The sequence below is a fragment of the Variovorax sp. genome (assembly GCF_035634955.1).
Classification (GTDB): domain Bacteria; phylum Pseudomonadota; class Gammaproteobacteria; order Burkholderiales; family Burkholderiaceae_C; genus Variovorax.
Window position 1 is genome coordinate 166,316 of the sequence record NZ_DASQBZ010000027.1, and the last position, 21,623, is coordinate 187,938.

General features: G+C 69.8%; 21 protein-coding genes. 6 read left to right on the forward strand and 15 right to left on the reverse strand.

What is annotated here, in order from left to right; translation table 11 throughout:
* Positions 1 to 199: 199 nt before the first annotated feature.
* The 4 genes from VES41_RS18955 to tauA all read right to left on the reverse strand — a co-directional run bounded on the left by VES41_RS18955 (position 200) and on the right by tauA (position 3,398).
* The gene (locus VES41_RS18955; RefSeq protein ID WP_324820224.1) at positions 200 to 523 is read right to left on the reverse strand and encodes a hypothetical protein; all 324 of its coding nucleotides are present in this window, start codon (positions 521 to 523) and stop codon (positions 200 to 202) included.
* 143 nt (positions 524 to 666) lie between these two features.
* A complete protein-coding gene (locus tag VES41_RS18960) occupies positions 667 to 1,569 on the reverse strand; it encodes an ABC transporter permease subunit (protein WP_324820226.1) in 903 nt (300 codons plus the stop codon).
* Between the two features lie 22 nt (positions 1,570 to 1,591).
* Positions 1,592 to 2,377: a taurine ABC transporter ATP-binding protein gene (locus tag VES41_RS18965; protein WP_324820228.1), complete on the reverse strand. Its 786-nt coding sequence runs from the start codon at positions 2,375 to 2,377 to the stop codon at positions 1,592 to 1,594.
* A gap of 13 nt (positions 2,378 to 2,390) precedes the next feature.
* On the reverse strand, positions 2,391 to 3,398 hold the full coding sequence (gene tauA / locus VES41_RS18970) for a taurine ABC transporter substrate-binding protein (protein WP_324820230.1): 1,008 nt from the start codon (positions 3,396 to 3,398) through the stop codon (positions 2,391 to 2,393).
* Between the two features lie 164 nt (positions 3,399 to 3,562).
* Between tauA and VES41_RS18975 the strand changes: the two genes are divergently transcribed.
* Positions 3,563 to 4,336, forward strand: coding sequence for a sulfite exporter TauE/SafE family protein (locus VES41_RS18975; RefSeq protein WP_324820232.1), 774 nt, complete (start codon positions 3,563 to 3,565; stop codon positions 4,334 to 4,336).
* A gap of 5 nt (positions 4,337 to 4,341) precedes the next feature.
* Here VES41_RS18975 and dkgB read toward each other — a convergent pair whose 3' ends face one another.
* Positions 4,342 to 5,157 (reverse strand): 2,5-didehydrogluconate reductase DkgB, encoded by an 816-nt coding sequence (dkgB, locus tag VES41_RS18980; RefSeq protein WP_324820234.1) that lies wholly within the window; start codon positions 5,155 to 5,157, stop codon positions 4,342 to 4,344.
* A gap of 75 nt (positions 5,158 to 5,232) precedes the next feature.
* Here dkgB and VES41_RS18985 point away from each other — a divergent pair, with 75 nt between their 5' ends.
* Positions 5,233 to 6,126: a LysR substrate-binding domain-containing protein gene (locus tag VES41_RS18985; protein ID WP_324820236.1), complete on the forward strand. Its 894-nt coding sequence runs from the start codon at positions 5,233 to 5,235 to the stop codon at positions 6,124 to 6,126.
* Positions 6,127 to 6,209: 83 nt separating this feature from the next.
* Entirely contained in the window at positions 6,210 to 7,766 is a 1,557-nt protein-coding gene (locus tag VES41_RS18990; protein WP_324820238.1) for a protein adenylyltransferase SelO, read from the forward strand.
* Positions 7,767 to 7,798: 32 nt separating this feature from the next.
* Here VES41_RS18990 and VES41_RS18995 read toward each other — a convergent pair whose 3' ends face one another.
* Positions 7,799 to 8,599, reverse strand: coding sequence for a siderophore-interacting protein (locus VES41_RS18995; protein ID WP_324820241.1), 801 nt, complete (start codon positions 8,597 to 8,599; stop codon positions 7,799 to 7,801).
* Between the two features lie 36 nt (positions 8,600 to 8,635).
* Between VES41_RS18995 and VES41_RS19000 the strand changes: the two genes are divergently transcribed.
* Both VES41_RS19000 and VES41_RS19005 read left to right on the forward strand, forming a co-directional pair.
* Positions 8,636 to 9,112 (forward strand): MarR family winged helix-turn-helix transcriptional regulator, encoded by a 477-nt coding sequence (locus VES41_RS19000; protein WP_324820243.1) that lies wholly within the window; start codon positions 8,636 to 8,638, stop codon positions 9,110 to 9,112.
* 168 nt (positions 9,113 to 9,280) lie between these two features.
* A complete protein-coding gene (locus VES41_RS19005) occupies positions 9,281 to 9,853 on the forward strand; it encodes a BPSL1445 family SYLF domain-containing lipoprotein (protein WP_324820245.1) in 573 nt (190 codons plus the stop codon).
* A 106-nt stretch (positions 9,854 to 9,959) separates the two neighbouring features.
* Here VES41_RS19005 and VES41_RS19010 read toward each other — a convergent pair whose 3' ends face one another.
* A complete protein-coding gene (locus VES41_RS19010; protein WP_324820247.1) occupies positions 9,960 to 11,381 on the reverse strand; it encodes an FAD-binding oxidoreductase in 1,422 nt (473 codons plus the stop codon).
* Between the two features lie 221 nt (positions 11,382 to 11,602).
* Here VES41_RS19010 and VES41_RS19015 point away from each other — a divergent pair, with 221 nt between their 5' ends.
* Positions 11,603 to 11,995: a nuclear transport factor 2 family protein gene (locus VES41_RS19015; RefSeq protein ID WP_324820249.1), complete on the forward strand. Its 393-nt coding sequence runs from the start codon at positions 11,603 to 11,605 to the stop codon at positions 11,993 to 11,995.
* A 55-nt stretch (positions 11,996 to 12,050) separates the two neighbouring features.
* Here the strand turns inward: VES41_RS19015 and VES41_RS19020 are convergent, their stop codons facing one another.
* The 8 genes from VES41_RS19020 to VES41_RS19055 all read right to left on the reverse strand — a co-directional run bounded on the left by VES41_RS19020 (position 12,051) and on the right by VES41_RS19055 (position 21,569).
* Positions 12,051 to 13,565 carry a PLP-dependent aminotransferase family protein gene (locus VES41_RS19020; protein WP_324820251.1) on the reverse strand — a complete coding sequence of 505 codons (1,515 nt, stop codon included), beginning with the start codon at positions 13,563 to 13,565 and terminating at the stop codon, positions 12,051 to 12,053.
* A gap of 70 nt (positions 13,566 to 13,635) precedes the next feature.
* Positions 13,636 to 14,637, reverse strand: a complete 1,002-nt coding sequence (locus VES41_RS19025) for a CobW family GTP-binding protein (RefSeq protein WP_324820253.1) — start codon at positions 14,635 to 14,637, stop codon at positions 13,636 to 13,638.
* 28 nt (positions 14,638 to 14,665) lie between these two features.
* Complete coding sequence (locus VES41_RS19030) at positions 14,666 to 16,321, reverse strand: amidohydrolase (protein WP_324820255.1); 1,656 nt, start codon at positions 16,319 to 16,321, stop codon at positions 14,666 to 14,668.
* Between the two features lie 25 nt (positions 16,322 to 16,346).
* Entirely contained in the window at positions 16,347 to 17,573 is a 1,227-nt protein-coding gene (locus VES41_RS19035; protein WP_324820257.1) for an amidohydrolase, read from the reverse strand.
* Between the two features lie 51 nt (positions 17,574 to 17,624).
* Complete coding sequence (locus VES41_RS19040; protein WP_324820259.1) at positions 17,625 to 18,656, reverse strand: oligopeptide/dipeptide ABC transporter ATP-binding protein; 1,032 nt, start codon at positions 18,654 to 18,656, stop codon at positions 17,625 to 17,627.
* A complete protein-coding gene (locus VES41_RS19045; protein WP_324820261.1) occupies positions 18,653 to 19,669 on the reverse strand; it encodes an ABC transporter ATP-binding protein in 1,017 nt (338 codons plus the stop codon). The genes VES41_RS19040 and VES41_RS19045 overlap by 4 nt, the downstream gene beginning before the upstream one ends.
* Positions 19,666 to 20,589 (reverse strand): ABC transporter permease, encoded by a 924-nt coding sequence (locus VES41_RS19050; protein WP_324820263.1) that lies wholly within the window; start codon positions 20,587 to 20,589, stop codon positions 19,666 to 19,668. The genes VES41_RS19045 and VES41_RS19050 overlap by 4 nt, the downstream gene beginning before the upstream one ends.
* The gene (locus VES41_RS19055) at positions 20,586 to 21,569 is read right to left on the reverse strand and encodes an ABC transporter permease (protein WP_324820265.1); all 984 of its coding nucleotides are present in this window, start codon (positions 21,567 to 21,569) and stop codon (positions 20,586 to 20,588) included. Before VES41_RS19055 ends, VES41_RS19050 begins: the two co-directional genes overlap by 4 nt.
* Positions 21,570 to 21,623 lie beyond the last annotated feature (54 nt).

Consider the following 21,623-nt stretch of genomic DNA (forward strand, 5'->3'; position numbering starts at 1 on the left):
TGTACGTCGAAAAGCAAGAGTGCGGCATCGTTCATCGGACCTCGAAGGAGGGCGATTGTAATGCGAATTATTCGCAATTACAGTAGGAGCCGTGAAAGGTCGCGGGGGCCAGTGCGTCTTGACTTGAATTGCATGCCCGGAAAAGAAAAAGCCGCCCTCGCAACGCAAGGGCGGCTTCTGTGACGGAGAGCTTGTGTGCTTACTGCTTGGGCGTGCCGCCCTGCATCGGCGCAGGTTCACCCGGCTTCATCTGATCGCGCTTCATCACACGCTGATCGGCATTGGACTCTGCCTTGTCGGGCTGCACCTTGCCGGCCTCCGGCGACTTCGGCATGTCGCCGCCCGGCGGGTTCACCGGCTGGTCGCTACGCATGTTCTTGTGCATTTCACCGGCCTGCTGCGCCTGGCTGTTCGACATGCCCGGCGTATGCGGAGGTGCAGCGGAACCGGGCGGATTCGTCTGGGCATAGGCAGCGCCCGTCACGAAAAGGCCGGCCATGGCGAGAGAGAGAAGCTTGCGCATAGGGATCTCCTTTGGATGAGGGCTTTTTGAGCCTGGGAGTCCCTAGCTTCGTCGCGCGGCCGTCCGGCGGGCGTAGGAGAGCGGCGCGCCGCCGGGCTGACGCCTGGTCGTGTGCGTGTAGGCGATGCCGCGCACGCACGCTGCTACATGCGCCCCTTCCATGGGGCCACCACGCGTTCGATCCAGCGCATGAGCAGGTCGAACAGGTAGGCCACCACACCGATCACCACGATGCCCATGACGACGATGTCGGTGCGCAGGAAGTTGGATGCGTTGAGCACCATCTGGCCCAGGCCCGTGTTGGCCGCGACCATCTCGGCGGCCACCAGCGTGGTCCAGCCGAAGCCGATCGCGATGCGCATGCCCACCAGGATGTCGGGCAGTGCCGAGGGCAGGATCACGTGGCGGATCACCTGGGTGTAGCTCGCGCCCATGGAATACGCGCAGTTGATCTGTTCCTGCGTCGCGCTGCGCATGCCCGAGCGCGCGGCCAGGGCCAGTGGCGCGAAGCAGCTCAGGTAGATCAGCAGGATCTTCGGCGTCTCGTCGATGCCGAACCAGATGATGATCAGCGGCAGGTAGGCCAGCGGCGGCAGCGGCCGGTAGAACTCGATCGGCGGATCGAAAATGCCGCGCGCCCAGCGCGACATGCCCATGGCAATGCCGATCGGGATGGCGGTCAGGCATGCCAGCGCGAATGCGCTGAACACCCGCAGCATGCTGGCGGCGAAGTGCTCCCACAGCGGCTTGTCGTTGGCGGTTCCGCGGACGTAGTCGAGGAACTGCTCGCCGACGGCCTGCGGCGAAGGCAGGAACAGCGGCTTGACCCAGCCCAAGTTGGTCACGACGAGCCACAGCGCCAGCAGCACCGCGACGGTCACCACGCTGATGGCGGTGCTCGAGCCTTCGCCGGGGATGCGGAAGCGGCTGGTCTTCAATGGCGCAGTGGAGGCCGGACCGGCCGATGCGGCTGGCGCGGACGCCGTTGCGGCCGCTGCGCCGGCGTCTCCCGGTTGCCGCAGCGCGGCTACTCTCGTTGTTGTCATTTCACGAACTCCCTGTGTGCGTTCAGGCATGGGCCTCGCGGTGGTGGATGACCGAGAGGACTTCTTCGCGCATGGCGATGAAGGCCGGGTCGGACTTGACCTCTCGCGAATTCCCGCTCGCCAGGAACTGGCGCGAGAAGGGGAGGTCCTCGTAGACGTGCGAGATGCGGCCGGGGCTCGGACTCATCACGACCAGCCGCGTCGCCAGGAACAGCGCCTCTTCCACGGAGTGGGTGATGAAGAACACCATCTTTCCCGTCTTCGCCCAGGCGCGCAGGAGGATCTCCTGCACCTGCTCGCGGGTGAACGCGTCGAGCGCGCCCATGGGTTCGTCCATCAGCAGCACGGCCGGGTCGTTGGCCAGTGCGCGAGCGATGCCGACGCGCTGCTGCATGCCGCCGGAGAGTTCGTACACCGCGCGATCCGCGTAGTCCTCCAGGCCCACGAGCGCGAGCTTGCTGCGCGCGATCTGCAGGCGTTCGGTGCGCCCGACGCCGCGCATGCGCAGGCCCAGCGAGACGTTGTCGGCCACCGACAGCCAGGGCATCAGCGCGTGCTTCTGGAACACCACGCCGCGGTCGGCGCCCGGTCCGTGCACCGGGAGGCCGTCCAGCAGGATGTCGCCGGTCGAGGGCCGCAGGAACCCGGCGATGCAGTTGAGAAGGGTGGTCTTGCCGCAGCCGGAGGCGCCCAGCGCGACGACGAAGTCGCCGTCGCGCAGTGTCAGGTTGACGGGCGCCAGGGCCTGCAGCACGCCACCTTTGACGGCGAAGTTGACCGTCAACTGCCGTATGTCAAGGATAGGCATTGCTCGGCTCCGGTCAGTTGGCGGCCATCGCCTTCTTGACGTACTCGTCGGTCACGAAGACCGAGTAGTCGGGCTTGACCGCCTGAACGCGGCCCTGCTCCTTGAGAAACTCCGAGGTGTCGCGCAGCGCCTTGGCGGCGCCGCCGCCAAGCCAGGTCGGCGAGGCCTGTTCCTGCAGCGAGGGGAATGCGTAGCGCGCCATGGCCGCGGGCACGTCGGCCGGATTGGCCTTGCTCCACTTGGCCACCGCCTTGACCTGCGGCGAATCGGCGGTCCAGCTGGCGGCGTTCTTGCGGTATTGATCGTCGGCCTTGGCCAGGGCCTTGACCAGCGCGACCATGAATTCGGAGTTCTCGGCGGCCCACTTGCTGTTGACCACGATGCCGTCGAAGGTGGGATTGCCCGCCTGGCCGATGGAGCGCGAACTGGCGATCTGCTTGCCATTGGCCTTGACCTTCGACAGGACCGGGTCCCAGATGAACGTGGCGTCGATGTCGCCGCGTTCCCAGGCGGCAGCCACCTCGGGCGGACGCAGGTTCATCACGTTGACGCCGCGCGCGTCCACGCCGGCCTTCTTCAGCGCGACCATCAACTGGTAGTGCGAAGTCGACACGAACGGAGTGGCCACCCGCTTGCCCTTGAGGTCCTTCAGGCTTTCGATGCCGCTGCCGTTGCGGGCAATCAGCGCCTCGGCGTCGGCGATGTCGTCGAGGATCCAGAAGAGCTTGATGTCCTGCCCCTGGCTGGCTGCTGCGGCCACCGGGCTGGAGCCGGCCTCGCCGATCTGCACGTCGCCCGAGGCCATGGCGCGGATCACGTCGCCGCCGCCGCCGAACATGCGCCAGTTGATCTTGTAGCCGGTGGCTTTTTCAAGCTCGCCCGATTCCATTACCGCGCGCAATGGCACCAGCATGTCCTGGTGCGCGAAGGTTACCGTCTTGGCCTGCGCCAGCGCGCCCCCGGCCATCGCGGCGAGGGTGCCGCACACCAACCACTTCGAGAAACGTACAACATTTGTCATTTTGATGTCTCCTTTTGAGGCCTAAGCCGAGACCATTGTGTGAGCCACGGATGCGGCTGCCAACCCTCCAGATGGCAGCGACCCATGGGTCCAGATGTGCGCCGCATAGCTTGCGGCACCACAATCGTGCGCTTTGTCATGCTGACCCGCTACGTGCAGAAACCATGCCCGCCGCTCCGCTGCCTCCGCTCCTGATGGGGCTTGCCCTGCTCATCGTCGCCGGCGCGGGTGTCGTGCGCGGCTTTGCCGGCTTCGGGTTCTCCGCGCTGTGCGTGGCAGGGTTGTCCCTGATCGTCTCTCCGGCGGTGGTGATTCCACCCGTCTTCGTGCTGGAGGTGCTCGCCAGCGTCAGCCTGCTGCGCAGCGCCTGGCGGGACATCGACTGGTCCTGGATGTCGTGGCTGGTGCTCGGCAATGCGCTGTGCATCCCGCTGGGCATCGCCATGCTGGCCTGGCTGCCCGAGCAGCCGCTGCGCATCGTCATCGGTGCGCTGCTGCTGGTGGCCGCGGTCATGCTGCGCCGCGGCACGAAGCTCGCGCTCGCGCCCACCCGGCGCGCGCGCCTACTGACCGGGCTGGTCTCGGGCTGGGTCAACGGCCTGGCGGCCATCGGCGGCATCGCGGTGGCCGTGCTGCTTTCCACTTCGGCCATGCCGGCAGCGGCCCTGCGCGCCACGCTGATCGGCCTTTTCCTTTTCACCGATCTGTGGGCGCTCGGCACCGCGGCAGTGCTCACCTGGGGCACCGGCGCGCCGACCGAACTGGTGGGGCCGGACATGCTCGGCTGGGTGCTGTGGCTGGCGCCGGCCATGCTGGCCGGCATCGTCGTCGGGCAGCGCATGTTCCGCGGCGTCTCGCCCGAAGTCTTTCGCCGCCGCGTGCTCGACCTGCTGACGCTGGTCGCGCTGCTGGTGGTGGTGCGCGCCGCCGTCGGCTGAGTGGATCAGTCCCAGCGCGGCGCCAGCCCCTGCGGGTCGACCAGGCGTTCCGCGCGCTCGAGGGCGTCGATGCGGGCCATCTGCTCCTCGCTCAGCCGTACTTCGGGCGCGGCCAGGTTGCTTGCGAGGTTCTCGCGTCGTGTGGATGACGGGATCACCGAGAAGCCGCGCTGCATCGCCCAGGCCAGCGTGACCTGCGCCGCCGTGGCGCCGGTTTCGCCGGCGATGATCTGGATATGCGGATCCTGGAGCAACTTGCCGTAGCCCAGCGTCATGTACGAGGTGATGTGCACGCCATGCTCCGCCGCGAAGGCGGTGAGCCGGCGACTCTGCAGGTAGGGATGCAGTTCGATCTGGTTGGTCGCGATGTTCTGGGCGCCCACGATGTCGATGGCATGCTGCAGCAAAGCGACCGGAAAGTTCGACACGCCGATCGCGCGGGTCAACCCTTGCGCCCTCGCGTCCATCAGCAGCGCCAGCGTCTCTGCCAGCGGCACGGCGCTGCCGGGCGAGGGCCAGTGGATGAGTGTCAGGTCGACGCGGTCGGTGCGCAGCTTGTCCAGGCTTTCGCGCAGGCTGGCCGCCAGGCGTGCGCGGCCGAGGTTGTCGGTCCAGATCTTGGTGGTCAGGAAGAGGTCGTCGCGCGACACGCCGCTCTCGGCGACGGCCTGTCCGATCTCGGCCTCGTTTCCGTAGATCTGCGCCGTGTCGATCGCGCGGTAGCCCAGCGCGAGGCCGGAGGCCACCGAATCGATGACGGTCTGTCCGGTCAGGCGAAAGGTGCCCAGGCCAAGCGGAGGAACGAATGTGGATGAAGTCATGACACCGAGTGTCGCCCGGCCATTGCTTCCCACAAAGCGGCAACTGGGCACAATACAGTTGACGAAAAATCAACAATGAAGACCACGCTCGACGAACTTCTTGCTTTCACGCGGGTGATCGAATGCGGCTCCATCACCGGCGCGGCGGCTCACCTCGGGCAGACCGTGTCGGGCGTCAGCCGGGCACTGGGCCGCCTGGAGGACAAGCTTGGCGTCACCTTGCTGCGCCGCACCACGCGCCGGCTCGAGCTGACGGAGGAGGGCGCGTTCTTCCTGGAGCACGCACGCGCGATTCTCGAGGCGGTCGAGGGCGCCGAGGCCCAGATGGCGGCGCGTCGCGAGCAGCCCGCTGGGCGATTGCGGGTGAACGCGGCGTCGCCCTTCATGTTGCACGTCGTGGTGCCGCTGGTCGGGGCTTTCCGGGCCGAGTATCCCGAGATCACGCTGGAGCTCAACAGCAGTGACGACATCGTGGACCTGATCGAGCAGCGCACCGACCTGGCCATCCGCATCGGCAGCCTTCGGGACTCCACCTTGCGGGCGCGGTCGCTGGGCAGCTTCAGGCTGCGCCTGCTTGCGGCGCCGGCCTACCTGGAGGTGCATGGCAGGCCACGGCGCGTGGAGGACCTGGCCCGGCACAGCCTGATCGGCTTCACCCAGCCCGAGAATCTGAACCATTGGCCGCTGCGCACGGCGCATGGCGACAGCTATCCCATTGCGCCGGCGCTCCAGGCCTCGAGCGGCGAGACGGTTCGGCAACTGGCCCTGGCCGGCCAGGGCATCGCCTGCCTGTCGGACTTCATGACGCAGGCCGATCGCCAGGGCGGCGCCCTGGTGCAGGTGCTGGCGCGCGACACCGCCGTGCAATTGCAACCGGTCCATGCGGTGTACTACCGCAACACCGCGCTGGTGCCGCGTATCCGCTGCTTTCTCGACTTCCTGGCCGCGCGCATGGCCCGTCCGCAATAGATCAACCGGCAATAGGTCCGGCGGCACAGTGGGCGCTCGCCGGCACGCCTGCCGACCGGTCCGATTGCGGGCACACTGCCCGCATGGACGCGCTCACCACCCCTGCCGGCCCGGTGGCCGGCTTCTCTTTCGACAACAGCTACGCCCGCGAACTGCAGGGCTTCTACCTGCCGTGGAAGCCTGTCGAAGCCACGGCCCCGCGGCTGCTCTACCTGAACCGGCCGCTGGCGGCCGAGCTGGGGCTGGACGTCGCGGCGCTGGGCGGCGAACCCGGCGCCGCGCTGTTCGCCGGCAATGCGCTGCCATCGGGCGCCCAGCCGATCGCACAGGCATACGCTGGACATCAGTTCGGCGGCTTCTCGCCGCAGCTGGGCGACGGCCGGGCGCTCCTGATCGGCGAACTGGTCGACCGGCAGGGCCGGCGCCGCGACATCGCCTTCAAGGGGTCGGGCCGCACGCCGTTCTCGCGCGGCGGCGACGGCCGCGCCGCCGTCGGCCCGATGCTGCGCGAGGTGCTGATCGGCGAGGCCATGCACGCCCTGGGCATTCCCACAACGCGCGCGTTGGCGGTTGCCGCCACCGGCGACCAGGTCATGCGCGAGCGGGCCCTGCCGGGTGCCGTGCTGACGCGGGTGGCGGCCAGCCATCTGCGGGTGGGCACCTTCCAGTTCTTCGCGGCGCGCGGCGAGTGGGAGCGGCTGCGCCAGCTGGCCGACTACACCATCGCCCGCCACGATCCGGAACTGGCCGCATCGCCGGCGCCCTACCTGGGCCTTCTGCGCGCCGTGGCGCGGCGCCAGGCAGTGCTGATCGCGCAGTGGATGAACGTCGGCTTCATCCATGGCGTGATGAACACCGACAACATGGCGTTGTCGGGCGAGACCATCGACTACGGCCCGTGCGCCTTCATGGAAGGCTACGACCCGGCCGCGGTGTTCAGCAGCATCGATCACGGCGGTCGCTACGCCTACGGCAACCAGCCGCAGATCGCGCGCTGGAACCTGGCGCGCTTCGGCGAGACGCTGCTGCCGCTGCTGGCCCGCGACACCGAGGACGAGGCCGCGGTGAAGGAGGCGGTGGCGCAGGTCACCGAAGTGATCGATGCCTTTCCCACGTGGTATGCCGCCGCGCTGCTGCAGGGCCAGCGCGCCAAGCTGGGCCTGGCGTCGGTGGCGGCCGGCGGGGACGACGAGGCGGACGCCGCCCTGGTGGGTGACTGGCTGGCGCTGCTGCAGGCGCAGTCGGTGGACTTCACCCTGGCCTGGCGCCGGCTGGCCGATGCGGCGGACGGAAACGAAGACCCGTTGCGCAGCCTGTTCGCCGATGCCGCGCCGCTGGCGGCGTGGCTCGCGCGCTGGCGCGAGCGGTGCGCGCGAGACGACGCGGCGCTGCCGCCAGCGGCAGGCAATGGCGCGTCGCGCGCCGAGCGCATGCGGCGTGTGAACCCGTGGATCATCCCCCGCAACGAGCGGGTCGAAGAGGCGCTGGCCGCCGCCAGCGATGGCGACGATCTCGGCCCGTTCGACCGGCTGCTTGCGGCGCTCATGCAGCCCTACGACGAAGTGGCCGAGCGCGCCCGCTACGCGGAACCGGCGGCGCCTTCGGTCACCGCCTGCTACCAGACCTTCTGCGGCACCTGACCCGCACCGGCACAGCCGGGCGGCCCCGCGCGTCAGCCCTCGAGCCGCTCGTGGAAGTCGCTCGCGCCTTGCTTCCAGTAGGCTGCGACGCGCGCGGACTCGCGGGCGATGCCGTGGCCCTGCAGCACGATCTCGCGCGCCTGCGGCATCAGCCGCGCCTCGCCGGCGCACCAGGCGAAGCCGTCGCCGGCGGGCAGTTCCAGGTCGGCCAGCGCCCGCAGCCACGCCACGTCGTCATGCACCCATTGCAACTGGACGTCGGCCGCGCTGTGCATCGCGCGCCGGTCGTCGGCATGCGGCACCTGCACCAGGACGATCGCGCGGGCGCCTGCCGGCAGTTCCTCCAGCCGGCGGTGAATGGCGGGCAGGGCGCTGGCATCGCCGGCCAGGAGGTGCCAGTCATAGTCGGCCGGGATGATCATCGAGCCACGCGGCCCGCCGATCACCGCCGGCGCCCCGGGTGCGGCCTGTCGTGCCCAGTCGCTGGCGGTGCCATGGCCGTGCAGGGCGAATTCCAGCGTGAGCTCGCGCGCCACCCGGTCGAAGCGGCGCGGCGTGTAGTCGCGCCGCACCATCTCGTCGCCGCCGGCATCGAACATGAACTTGACGTGGTCGTCGAAGGAGTCGGACACGAAGTCGGACAACGATTCGCCACCGAAGGTCAGCGACAGGAAGTTGGGGCCGACGGCTTCGCTGCGCAGCACCTGGACGTCGCGGCGGCGCAGTTCGTGGCGCACGCGCTGCACGCGGCGGACGGGTGCGGGGCCGGTGGGGGCTGGTTGGGCAGGCGCGGCGGCCACGGCGGTTGAAGAAGTGGGAAACCTCATGGGCATGAAGATGGGTCTATATGGTTGATAATGTCATCCATCATGCCCCACTCAGTTGATAAAGTCAAACATCAGACCGATGCGCCTTCGGACGATGTCCTCGAAGCCATCCATGCCGTCATGCACCGCGTGCGCAGCCTGCAGCATCGCGCGATCGAGCATCTGCCCGGCGCGCCCACGCCGATGGACGGCAAGGTGCTCGGTTTCTTCGCGCGCCATCCGGGCGCCACGCAAAGCGACCTGGCCGCGCACTCCGGACGCGACAAGGGGCAACTGGCCCGGCTGGTCGGCGGCTTGCGCGAGCGCGGCCTGCTCCAGGCGCAGCCCGATGCAGAAGACCGGCGCAACCTGCGTTTGGCGCTCACCGAAGAGGGACGGGCGCTGCAGCAGCAGATTCAGCGCCGGCGCCGCAAGCTGTCCGAACTGGCGGCCGCGGGCTTGAACGCCACGGAGAAAGCCCAGTTGCTGGCGCTGCTGGGGCGGGTCGAGGCCAACCTGGACCCGGCGCGGGAAGCCTGAGCGGCGCAGGGCCCGGCGCCCGGCGCGGCGGGGCGACGGCTTTCCCGTGCCGGCGTAGGATGGCGCCGAATCATTGTCGCAAGGTGCTTGTTATTGTGTCCGGATTGAACGACGATGGCTTCCGCTGCCGCACCGGCAGTCTGCTCAGGTTCACCAAGGAGAAGCAAGATGTACAAGAGAACATTCATGGCCTTCGGCGCCGCCGCCCTGTTGGCGCTCACGGCTTGCACCACGACGACCAGCGCGGGCAAGGACGGCGATCCGGCTGCCAAGCGCCGCAGCATCGATTCGGGCGTCGACGCGGCGCTGTCGAAGCTGTACGCCCAGGCGCCCGGCTCGCGTGAAATGGTCAGCAAGGCCAAGGGCGTGCTGGTCTTCCCGTCGGTGATCTCGGCCGGCCTGGGCGTCGGCGGCTCGTACGGCGAAGGTGCGCTGCGCGTGGGCAATGCCACGAGCGCCTACTACAGCACTGCCGCCGCCGCGGTCGGCCTGCTGGCCGGGGCCGATTCCAAGGCCGTGTTCGTCCTGTTCATGAACGACGAGTCGCTGAACAAGTTCAGGAACAGCAAGGGCTGGACCGCGGGCGCCGACGCCAACGTGACCCTGCTCAAGACCGGCGCGAACGTGGGCGTCGACACCCAGACGATGCGCAGCCCCGTGGTGGGCTATGTGCTGAGCAATGCCGGCCTGATGGCCAATGCCAGCATCGACGGCACCAAGGTCACCAAGCTCGACCTGTGACGCGACAGGCGTCCCGGCCGTCGCAGTGCGGCGGCATGGGACGCCGGTGGCGCGAATGCGCCACCGGGCCGGAGACCACCGCCGGCCCGGCTGTTGTTGCGCGCCGTCAGGCGCGTTCGTCGCGCATGTAGTACCAGCGATAGAGCCCGCGCTGGCCGATCCGCCGAAACGGCGCGAAGGCGCGTGAGCGCACCAGCCCCATCACGTTCGGATATTCCAGCGGCGAGTTGTAGATCGGCAGCTGGAAGCTGTCGTCCTTGCGGCCGGCGATGCGCTGGGCCATGCGGCGCCCGGCATGCGCCGAGAACGACACCCCGTTGCCGCCATACCCCAGCGCGTAGAACACCTGCTCGGCCGGGTCGGGCTGGGTCACGCGAGGCATCATGTCGTGCGCGACATCGACCCAGCCCCACCACGAGTGGTCGATGCCGATGCCGCGCAGCGCCGGAAACTTACGGTGCAGTCCGTCGACCAGCATCTGCATGTGGCGCGGGTTCGGCGCGTCGGCGCCTGTGATGGCGCTGCGGCTGCCGATCTGCACCCGGTTGTCCGGCAGGCGCCGGTAGTAGAAGCGCAAGGTGCGGGTGTCGGTGATGACCTCGGTGGTGCGGAAGTTGGTGGCCGCGAGTTCGTCGTCCGTCAGCGGGCGCGTCACCAGCGAGTTCGACAGGATCGGCATGATCTTCGAGGCCAGGCTCGGGTGCAGCGCATTGCTCGTGTAGCCGCCGGTGGCGAAGCCGACGGCGCGCGCGCGCACCGTGCCGCCCGGCGTCTTGAGGTAGTGCACCCCGCCGCGCGTTTCCATGCCGGTCACCGGGCTCGCCGGATGGACCTTCACCCCGAGTTCCCGGGCACGGCGCAGATAGCCGAACGCCAGCTTGAGCGGATGCACGCCGATGCCGTCCGGCTCGTGCAGCGCGCCGTGGGATTCGACGTCGTCGACGTAGCGGCGCCGCACTTCGTCGGCTGTGAGCAGCTGGGCGTCGTAGCCGAACACCTCGCGCATCACCTTGGCTTCGTGCGCCAGGAACGCGACCTTCCTGGCACGGTGCGCGATGTACAGGTGGCCGCCGGGCTGCGGCTCGCATTCGGGAAACTCGGCCACCAGGTCCTTGAAGGTCTGGAAGCCGGCGCGGATCTCGGCGTCGAGCTTGAGCGCCACGTCCTTGCCCCAGCGCTCGATCCATTGCGAGCGATACAGGCGGCCGCTGGCGTTCTGCCCCTGGCCGCCGTTGCGGCTGGTGCAGCCCCACACCGCGCGGTTGGCCTCCAGCACGGTGGCGCGGATGCCGTGTTCGCGTGCCAGGAACAGGGCCGTGGCCAGGCCGGTGAAGCCCGAGCCGACGATCACGACGTCGGCGTCGACATCGCGGTCGATCGGCCCGTCGTCGGCGGGCGGCCGGCCGGCGCTGGCGACCCAGTAGGTCGGCGCATAGTCGGTGCCGCGGCCGGGGTTGGCGTCGACCAGGGGGTCGTATTGCGGATCGTAGGGCCGCAGGAGCGAGGGGTTGGGTGTGGACAGGTCCATGGTGCCGGGGAGTGACGGAGTCGGTGTCGTTGCTTGCAGACTAGTGACTGGGCACGATGCGGGTTAGCGCCAGTTGACGGCATTCGCTGGAGCCAGCCGCTGGGCCGCCGCTGGTCCAACCGAATGCCGTCAACTGGCGCCAACGCATCCGGATGCCGTGCACTAACCTGGGGCCGTTTTGCCTGCCTGGCGGGCTGTTTCCATCACTGAGGAGTCATTGCATGTCGCGCACCGTCACCGAACAGACCCTGGCCGATTTCGCCGCCGCCTGGAATCGCCATGACATCGAGGCGCTGATGAGCTTCATGACCGACGATTGCGAGTTCCATGCCGTCGCCGGCCCCGACATGCTGGGCCGCAGCTTCATCGGCCGCGAGGCGGTGCGCGCGGGGTTCGAGGCCGCATGGACGGCCGTGCCGGACGCCGCCTGGCTCGACGGCGTGCACATGGTGAGCGGCGACCGCGGCTTCTCGGAGTCCACCTTCTGCGGCACGCGCGCCGCCGACGGGGCGCGGATCGAGGCTCGCATGGTCGACATCTTCACTTTCCGAGACGGCAAGATCGCCGTGAAGAACGCCTTCCGCAAGGATCGGCCGCCCGTCACCGCGGGCTGAGCCGCTCCTCAAAACGGTCCGACGGGCCCGTGCGGCGCCGAGCGCGCGCCGCAGCCTAGGAGCGCGGCATCAAGCCTTCGAGCGCCGCGGCAAGTTCCTTGACCCCCGCCTCGATCGACCTCGCCTCGATCGCCTGGTAGCCCAGCCGCAGGTAGCCGCCCGGGGCGGTATCGCTGGCGAAGAACACGTCGCCGGGCTCGATGAGCACGCCCCGCTCCATGGCGCGCTCGGCCAGTTCCACTGCCGACACGCCATCGGGCAGCCGGACCCACATCGACCCGCCGCCGCTGGTCGGCGTGACCTGGCAGGCCGGCGCGTATTGCGCAAGCGCCTGCAGCAGCACGGCGCTGCGCTCGCGCTGGGCCATGGCCAGCCGCCGCAGTTGCGCGTCATGGTGGCCCAGCGACAGGAACAGCGCGAAGGCGCGCTGGGTGAAGGCCGTGGGGTGGCGCAACATCAGCCGGCGCAGCGCGCGCAACTGCGCGATCAGCGGCGGCGCGCCCACGATATAGCCCAGGCGCAGGCCCGGGGCCAGGCTTTTCGACAGGCTGCCGACGTAGATCACCCGATTGTTCTGGTCCAGGCTCTTGAGGGCGGGGATCGGGTCGCCATTGAACCGGTTCTCGCTCTCGAAATCGTCCTCGATGATGACCAGGTCGGAGTCGTTCGCCATGGCCAGCAGCGCCTCGCGCCGGGCCAGTGGCATCGTCACGCCCGTGGGGCATTGGTGGCTGGGCGTGGCGTACACGTAGTCGAACCCGGCCAGCCGCTCGTCCACCGGGAGGCCGTCGGCGTCGACCGCCAGCGGCACGACGTGCGAACTGCGGCTGGCGAAGATGTTGCGCGCATCCGGATAGCCCGGATCCTCGATCGCCACGCGCGTGTTCTCGCGCATCAGCAGATCGGCCAGCATGTAGAGCGCATGCTGCGCGCCGACCGTGACGATCAGTTCGTCGGCCGACGCCCAGACGCCACGGCGCGGAAGCACGCGCGTGCGGATCTGCTGCACCAGGCTGTCGTCGTCGAGGGTGATGCGGTCGGGCGCCCACTCGCGGATGTCCAGCACGCCGAGCGACTTCATGCACACCTCGCGCCAATCGGCGATCGGGAAGAGCGAGGCGTCGAGCTGGCCGTAGAGGAACGGGTACGGGTAGCTCTGCCAGTCGGCCGGCTTGACGATGCTGCGCTGGGCGGCCGGCTCCAGGCGCAGGCGGCCGGCCCAGTCGACCGGACGGTCCGGGCCGGGCGGGCGTGCCGGTGGTGCCGGCCCGCGGCGGACTGCGCCGTTGCCCGGCGTCATCTCCGGATTCACGAAATGGCCGCTGCGCTGGCGCGAGATCAGGTAGCCCTCTTCGGCCAGTTGCTGGTAGGCCAGCACCACGGTGTTGCGCGCCACGCCAAGGTGTTCGGCCAGGTCGCGGCTGGACGGCAGCGGCACGCCGGAGGGCAACTGGCCGTCGAGGATGGCCGTCACCATCATCTCGCGGATCTGGCTTTGCAGGCTGAGGTTGGGGCGGCTGGAACGCTGCATGAGCTGCGTCCACATCGCCGCGCTGAGGCGCTGGCTCATTCTTTTGGAAATCGGGGCTGGCGTTGCAGCGCGCGGTATGCATCGCGCGCTTGTGCCGGAAGATGATACGTCAGCGCATCTCGCAAGCCGCGTGACCGGCGCTGCGCCGCAGCAGGTCGTCGAGCGCGTTGCGCGGCAGCCGGCCCGCAAGCCCGATCGCCACCAGCGAGGCCTGGCCGCCGGGCGGCGGCGCCAGCGCCCGCCGCAGGCTGCCGTGCCGGCCGGCGAACTGGATTTCGCTCCAGCCATGCGCGTCGGTGCGAACCACGCCCTTGAGCCGCAGCACGCCTGCCGGCATGTCGCGCAACGCTGTCCGAAGCACGTCCGCGTCGAGCGGGCCCGGAGGGCGCCCGAGCCAGGTCTCGAAGGTGTGGCCGTGGTCGTGCGCATGGGCATGCATATGCGCATGCACATGGGCGTGGCCGGCCTCGTGCGTTTCGTGCGCGCAGTCCGCGCCGCAGGCCGGCGCTGCGGCCGCCGGCGCCCGCAGCAATGCCTCGGGCACGGCCGCGTGATGCGTCTCGAAGCGGGGCACCCCCGGCGCCGCCGAGTCCAGCCAGTCGCGCAGCGCGCGCAGATCCTCGGCGGTGGCGATGTCCGTCTTGTTGACCACGAGAAAATCCGCGCCCTTGACCTGGGTGGCCATCTGCTCGCCCAGCAGCGGATCGCGCGACTGGCCGGCCGCGACCGTGGCGTCCACCAGCACCAGGGTACCGTTGGGCTCGAGTTGCGGATCGGCCAGGGCGATCTGTGCGATGCGGGCCGGGTCGGACACGCCGCTGGCCTCGACCACGATGCCGTCGAAGGCCGGCTGCATCGCCAGCACGCGGATGAGCGCGGCGCTGAGGTCGCCGCCGATCGAGCAGCACACGCAGCCGTTCGTCAGCGCGATGGTGTCGCCGGCGCTTTGCGCCACCAGCGCGGCGTCGATGTTGACCGCCCCGAAGTCGTTGACCAGCACGGCCAGGCGCCGTCCCCGCGCGTCGGCCAGCAGGCGGTTGACCAGCGTGGTCTTGCCGGCACCCAGGAAGCCGCCGATCACGGTCAGCGGAATGCGTGGGGCGGGTTGCATCGCGTTGGCTCCTCGAGTGGCGGGCTGATCAGGCAAGCAGCGATTTGAACACCCGGCCCGACAGCATGGTGCCCCACACGCGCACGTCCTTGAGCTTCGCGGGGTCGGTTTCGGTGGGGTCGTCGCGCATCACGCACAGGTCGGCGCGCTTGCCGCTGACGAGGATGCCGGTGTCCTGCTCCAGCCCCAGCGTCCAGGCCGCGCCGCGCGTGGTGGCGTACAGCGCCTGGGCGACGCTGATGCGTTCACCCTCGCCGAGCACGCGGCCCTTGGGCGTGAGGCGGTTGACCGCGCACCAGGCCGTGAACAGGGGGCCCAGCGGCGTGACCGGCGCGTCGGAATGGATGGCCAGGTTGACCCCGGCGTCCAGCGCGCTGCGGCAGGCGTTCATGCGTTCGGCCCGGTCCGGGCCCACCGTCACTTCGTAGTGCTGGTCGCCCCAGTACCAGAAATGGTTGGGGAAGAGATTGGCCGACAGGCCGAGGGCTGCCATGCGGCGGAACATCGGGGCGTCGATCATCTGGCCGTGCTGCAGCGTGTGGCGGTGGCCGGGCCGCGGGGCGCGCGCAAGGATGCGCTCGATCGCGTCGATCGCCACCGCGCTCGCCTCGTCGCCGTTCGTGTGGGTGTGGATCGTCAGGCCGGCGCGGTGGTAGGTCTCGAAGTCGGCCTCGTACTGCGCCGGGGCCGTCACCCAGATGCCGTTGGGCGAACCATTCACGTAGCCGGGCCAGCGCACGCGCGCCGAGAAGCCCTGGATCGACCCGTCCATCATCATCTTGACCAGGCCGAAGCGCAGCCGGTCTGTGTTGCCCTGCATCAGCTGGCGCACGTGCTCGGCGCCCTCGGCCGCGCCGTGCGTGCCGTGGAAGGCCTGGAAGGCCGGCAGCAGTCGCACCGAGTAGTCTTCCGCGCCGGTGTTGCGGCGCAGGACGTCGACGTCGGCGTCGGTCAGGCGGTTCACCAGGTCGGTGGCACTGGTCACGCCGGTCATGGTGGCCATGGCGGCGAAGTTGCGCATGCCGTTGTCGTCCATCGGCGCGAGCAGGCCGGCATTGCCCACGCGCTTGACCACCAGGAACATCGCGGCCGGCTCCTGCAGTTCGCCGTTGGGCTCGCCGTTGCCGAATTTCATCACGCCCTCGACTTCCGTCTCGCTGCTGATGCCCGCGTCCCGCAGCATGGCGGTGTTGACGTTCATCAGGTGGCCGTTGGCATGGGCGATGACGATCCGGCGGGTGCGGCTGGCGCGGTCGAGGTGCTGCACCGTCATGCGCTCGTTGTCGAAGTAGATGGGGTCGAAGCCCCAGGCGATGAGGGGCTTGTCGTCCGGCGCGCCGGCGTCGCGCATCTGGGCATCGATCTGCGCCAGGCGCTCGACCACCGCGTCCATGCTCGCCAGGCCCGGCCAGGTGCGGCCGTCCGGCCCGCGCCGGTCGAAGTAGCCCAGATAGGGCATGTCCCACAGGCCGCCTTCCTTCAGGTGGCAGTGGCCCTCGATCAGGCCGGGCATGAGCACCATGTCGGCGAAGCGGTCGTCGACTTCGCAGGCGCCCCAGGCCTTCATGTGGTCCGGGCCGCCCACGGCCAGGATGCGGCCGTCGCGCACGGCGATGTGCGTGGCCACGGGGCTGGCCGGGTTCATGGTGAGGATCTTGCGGGCGGGATAGACGATGGTCGACATGCAGCGTGGGTTCCAGGGTTGAAGCTCAGGTTTGCGGGGCCGCGGCGGCGTGGCCATCGCGGGCGATGATCTGGCCGCGCCGCATCACCCAGCAGCGCGGCGGGTGCGCGGCGACGGCCTCGGCGGCGGTCTCGGCCTGCACCGCGACGATGTCGGCGGGCGCGCCGGCCTCCAGCGTGCCGGCCTCGATGCCCAGCACGTCGGCCGCGCGCGAGGTGGCCATCTGCAGCGCGAGTTCGAGGCCGGCGTCGTCCCGCAGGCCGTTGACGTAGGCCACGAGATAGGCGCGCTCGAGCATGTCGCCGGTGTTCAGCGGCGACCAGGCGTCGCGTACGCCGTCGGAGCCGCAGAAAACGCGCACGCCGTGCTCGGCCAGTCGCCGCACGGGCGGGCGCGGCCATCCACCGCCGGGGCCGTGACTCATGATGGCGATGTCGGCCTTGGCCAGGCGCGCGAGCAGCGGGTCGAGCCGGTCCGGCGCGAGTTCGCCCAGGCAGAAGGCATGGCTGATCACGACCCGGCCGGCCAGGCCGAGCGACAGGGTGCGCTCGATGATCGCGTCCACGGCGGCCAGGCCGGTCTCGCCCAGTTCGTGCAGATGCAGGTCGAGCGCGCAGCCGCGCCGCGAGGCGATCGCGAACACGCCGTCCAGCTGCGCGGTGGGATGGCCGTCGATGGTTGCCGGATCGACCCCGCCGATGGCCTCGGCGCCTTCGAGCACGGCGTTGTCCAGCAGGTCGAGCGTGCCGGCGCCAGGGCCGACGCCGCCCTGCGGGAACGCCACCAGTTGCAGCGTGGCGATGTCGGCGCAGCGCTCGCGCGTGGCCAGCACGGCGTGCAGGTGCGACAGGCCGACCTCGGTCCCGACGTCCACGTGGCTGCGCACGGTGGTGGTGCCGCGCGTGACGAGGTGGCGCAGCAGCCTTTCGCTGCCCGCCTGTGGCGAATGGTCCAGGCGCGCCAGCAGCGAGCGCTCGTTGGCGATGCGCTCGGCCACGGTCGGGCCGGCGCTGTGCGGCTGCCACGGCCGGCCCCAGAGGGTCTTGTCCAGGTGGCCGTGGCCGTCGACGAAGGCCGGCAGCAGCAGCAGGCCGTCGGCGTCGATGACCTGCGCGCCGGGCGGCGTGGACAGCCGTGCCTCGAGCGCCTGGATGCGTCCGCCTTCGACCAGCATGTCGAGCGACCGCGCCGGCGTGTCGCCGACGCCGGTCCAGACGCGAGCGCCGCGAATCAATGTCGTTTGTCTTGCCACTTCACCTCCGGGTCTTGCGCCGCGCCTGCCGCGCGGCGGTGGTCAGACGCATCATGCGTTGTCGAACCGGATCACGGGCTGCGCCCGGCCATCGACGACTTCCACCCGCCGGCAGCGCACCCAATGGCCGGGGTTCACCTCGCGCAGTGGCGGCATCTCCTGCGTGCACGCGGGCTCGGCGGCGGGGCAGCGGCCGGCGAACCGGCAGCCCGGTGGCGGGGCGATCGGGCTGGGTGGGTCGCCGCTGAGCTTGATGCGCGTGGCGGCGCGGCGGCGTCCGCCCGCGACGGTGGGTACGGCGGACATCAGCGCCACGCTGTACGGATGCAGCGGGCTGGCGAAGAACGCCTGGCGCGGCGCGCGCTCGACGATCTGGCCCAGGTACATGACGGCGATCTCGTCGCACAGGTGTTCCACCACCGCCATGTCGTGCGAGATGAACAGGTAGGTCAGGCCCAGGTCGCGCTGCAGTTGCCGCAGCAGGTTGAGGATCTGCGCGCGAATGGCCACGTCAAGCGCCGAGACCGGCTCGTCGCAGACCACCAGCTCGGGTTGCGTCGCCAGGGCGCGCGCGATGTTGATGCGCTGGCGCTGGCCGCCGGAGAACTGGTGCGGGAACAGGTGCCGCTGCTCGGGCCGCAGGCCGACCTGGGCGAACAGCTGCGCCACGCGCGCCTCGCGCTCGGCCGGCGTGCCCACCTTCATCAGGTCGAGCGGCGCGCGCACCGCGTCACCGGCGCGCTGGCGCGGATTGAGCGAGGAGAACGGGTCCTGGAACACGATCTGCAGGCGCCGCCGCGCCAGCCGCATGGCCTCGCCCTCGAGCCGGCTCAGCTCGGTGTCGCCCAGCCGGACCGATCCGCCCGTGATCGGCGCCAGGCGCATCACCGCCAGCGCGGTCGTGGTCTTGCCGGAGCCGGATTCGCCGACCACCGCCAGCGCGGTGCCGCGGCGCACCTCGAACGAGACGCCATCGACCGCGCGCACGACCTCGGGCGGACGGCCCCAGCTGCTCTTGCGCGGGAAGTGGACCTGAAGGTCCTGCACCGACAGCAGGACGTCTGGATGGGTGCGTGCGTTCATGCCATCGCCTCCTCGGCCTGCTCGGCCAGCAGCCAGCACGCCGCGCCATGACCGCCCGCGCCGCCGGCGGCGAACATGGGCGGCACCTCGGCGGCGCAGCGCGCGTGCGCGTGCGGGCAGCGCTCGCGGAACGCGCAGCCCTGTCCGAGCTCCCAGATGGACGGCACCACGCCGGGAATCTCGGCCAGCGGGCCGGGCTCGCCGTCGCGGCTGGATCCGAGTTCGGGCAGGCACTCGATCAGGCCTTGCGTATAGGGGTGCCGCGGTGCCGAGAGCACCTCGTCCACCGTGCCCTGCTCGATCACGCGGCCGGCGTACATCACCATGACGCGGTCGGCCATTTCGGCCACCGCGCCCATGTCGTGCGTGATCATCAGGATGGCAGTGCCATTTTCGCGTTGCAGGTCGCGCAGCAGGTCGAAGATCTGCGCCTGCACCGTCACGTCGAGTGCGGTGGTGGGTTCGTCGGCGATCAGGATCTCGGGCCGGCAGGCCAGCGCCATGGCGATCATCACGCGCTGGCGCATTCCGCCCGACAGCTGGTGCGGGAACTCGTCGACCCGCTTCTCCGGCGCCGGAATGCCGACCTGCATCAGCATCTCGATCGCGCGCGCCCGAGCCGCTCGCGCGTCGAGCCCGGCGTGCAGGCGCAGCGTCTCGCCGATCTGGTCGCCGACCGTGTAGACCGGGTTGAGCGAGGTCATCGGCTCCTGGAAGATCATCGAGATGCGGTCGCCGCGCACGGCGCGCATCTCGGCTTCGCTGCAGGCCAGCAGGTCTCGACCGCGCAGCGCGACGCGGCCGCCGGCGATGCGCCCGGGGGGCGAGGGAATCAGCCGCAGCAGTGCCAGCGCCGTCATGCTCTTGCCGCAGCCAGACTCGCCGACCACGCACAGCGTCTCGCCGGGGCGCAGTTCGAAATCCACGCCGTTGAGCACCATGGCCGTGCCCTGGCGGCTCTTGAATTCCACGCGCAGGTCGCTCACCTGCAGCAGCTTCTCGTCGGACATCATCTTTCCCTCAGCTTCGGGTTCAGGGCGTCGTTCAATCCGTCGCCGATCAGGCTCACCGCCAGCACAGTGACGAAGATCGCGATGCCGGGAAAGGCCACCGCCCACCAGCAGCTGAGCACGTAGGGGCGGCTCGAGCCGATCATCAGGCCCCACGTCATCTGGTTGGGATCGCCCAGTCCGAGGAACGACAGCCCGGCCTCGAACAGGATGGCCACGCCCACCGCCAGCGCGGCCGACACGATCAGCGGCGGGAAGGCATTGGGCAGCATCACCTTCCACAGGATGCGGGCGTCGCGCGCGCCGATGGCGCGTTCGGCCCGCACGAACTCCTGCCCGCGCAGCTTGAGGAACTCGGCGCGCGCCAGGCGCGCGGTGGGCGTCCAGCTCGAGATGCCGATGGCCAGCGTCACGGTGAGCAGGGAAGGCTGGAACAGCGTGACCACCACCATCGCGAACAGCAGCGATGGCAGCACCTGGAAGAACTCGACGATGCGGCTGAGCACGGCGTCGACCTTGCCGCCGTAGAAGCCCGACAGTGCGCCGATGGTCACGCCGATCAGCACCGACAGGAGGGCTGCCACCGCGCCGACGAGCAAGGTGGCGCGTCCTCCGTGGATGATGGTGGTCAGCACGTCGCGCCCCAGATAGTCGGTCCCCAGGATGTTCTCTTCGCCGAAGGGCGGCGTGAGCGGCGCGGCAACGATCTCGAAGGGGTCGGCCGGCCAGATCAGCGGGCCCAGCAGCGTGACGAACAGCACGCCGGCGAGCAGCACTAGCCCGGCGATGGCCGAGGGGTTGCGCATGAACATGCGCGCGGCCTGCCGTGCCGGATGTTCGCTGCGCGGCGCCGCGCGGACCGGCGCGACGGCCGAGGAGGTAGGAGTGGAAGCCATGTCGGAAGGGGGCAGGACTGCGCTCATGACGTCCGGATCCTGGGGTCGACCAGGCGATACACCATGTCGGTCACCTGATTCATGATGACGACGACCACTGCCGAAAGCAGCAGCACGCCGAGGATGGTGGGATAGTCGCGGCGCAGCACCGAGTCGAAGGCCAGGCGTCCGAGCCCGGGCCAGTTGAACACGGTCTCGACCAGCACCGCGCCGGCCAGCACGTTGCCGAACTGCAGGCCCAGCACCGTCACCACGGGCAGCACCGCATTGCGCAGCGCGTGCTTGTAGAGCACTACGCGTTCGGCCAGGCCCTTGGCGCGCGCGGTGCGGATGTAGTCGCTGCCCAGCACGTCGAGGGTGGAGGCGCGCGCCAGCCGGCTGTACTGCGCCAGGTAGATGATGCCCAGCGTGAGCGCCGGCAGCACCAGGTGGTGCAGCACGTCGAGGATGTCGGCCAGGCTGCCGCGGTCGGTCACCGCGTCGGCCGCGCGCATGCCAGACACCGGGAACCACGGCAGCACCGAGGCGAACAGGATCATCAGCAGGATGCCGATCCAGAACACGGGCGCCGCGAAGCCCACCAGCGAGCCAACGGTGATCAACTGCGACAGCAGTCCGTTGGGCTTGCGCGCCGACAGCACGCCCAGCGCCGTACCCACCACGAACGCGCCGAGCACCGCGGTGAACACCAGCAGCAAGGTCGCAGGCAGCCGCTCGAGGATCAGCCCCGACACCGGCAGGTTGAAGTAGTACGACTGGCCCAGATCGCCCTGTGCGACCTTGCCGAGGTAGACGGCCAGCTGCGTGGTGACGGGCTTGTCCAGCCCGTACTGCACGCGCAGTTCGTCCTTCAGTTCCTGGCTCATGCCGCCGCTGGCGCCGGCGATGGTCTCGACCGGATCGCCCGGCGCCGCGTGCACGAGCACGAAGTTGAGAACGACGACGGCGATCACCAGGGCCAGGCCCTGGAACACGCGCGTGGCGACGAATCGGAGATGGGTTCCCATGATGGCGCGGCCCTGTTGCTTGGCTTGCGGTGTGCTGGCTGCTGGCGCCGCGGC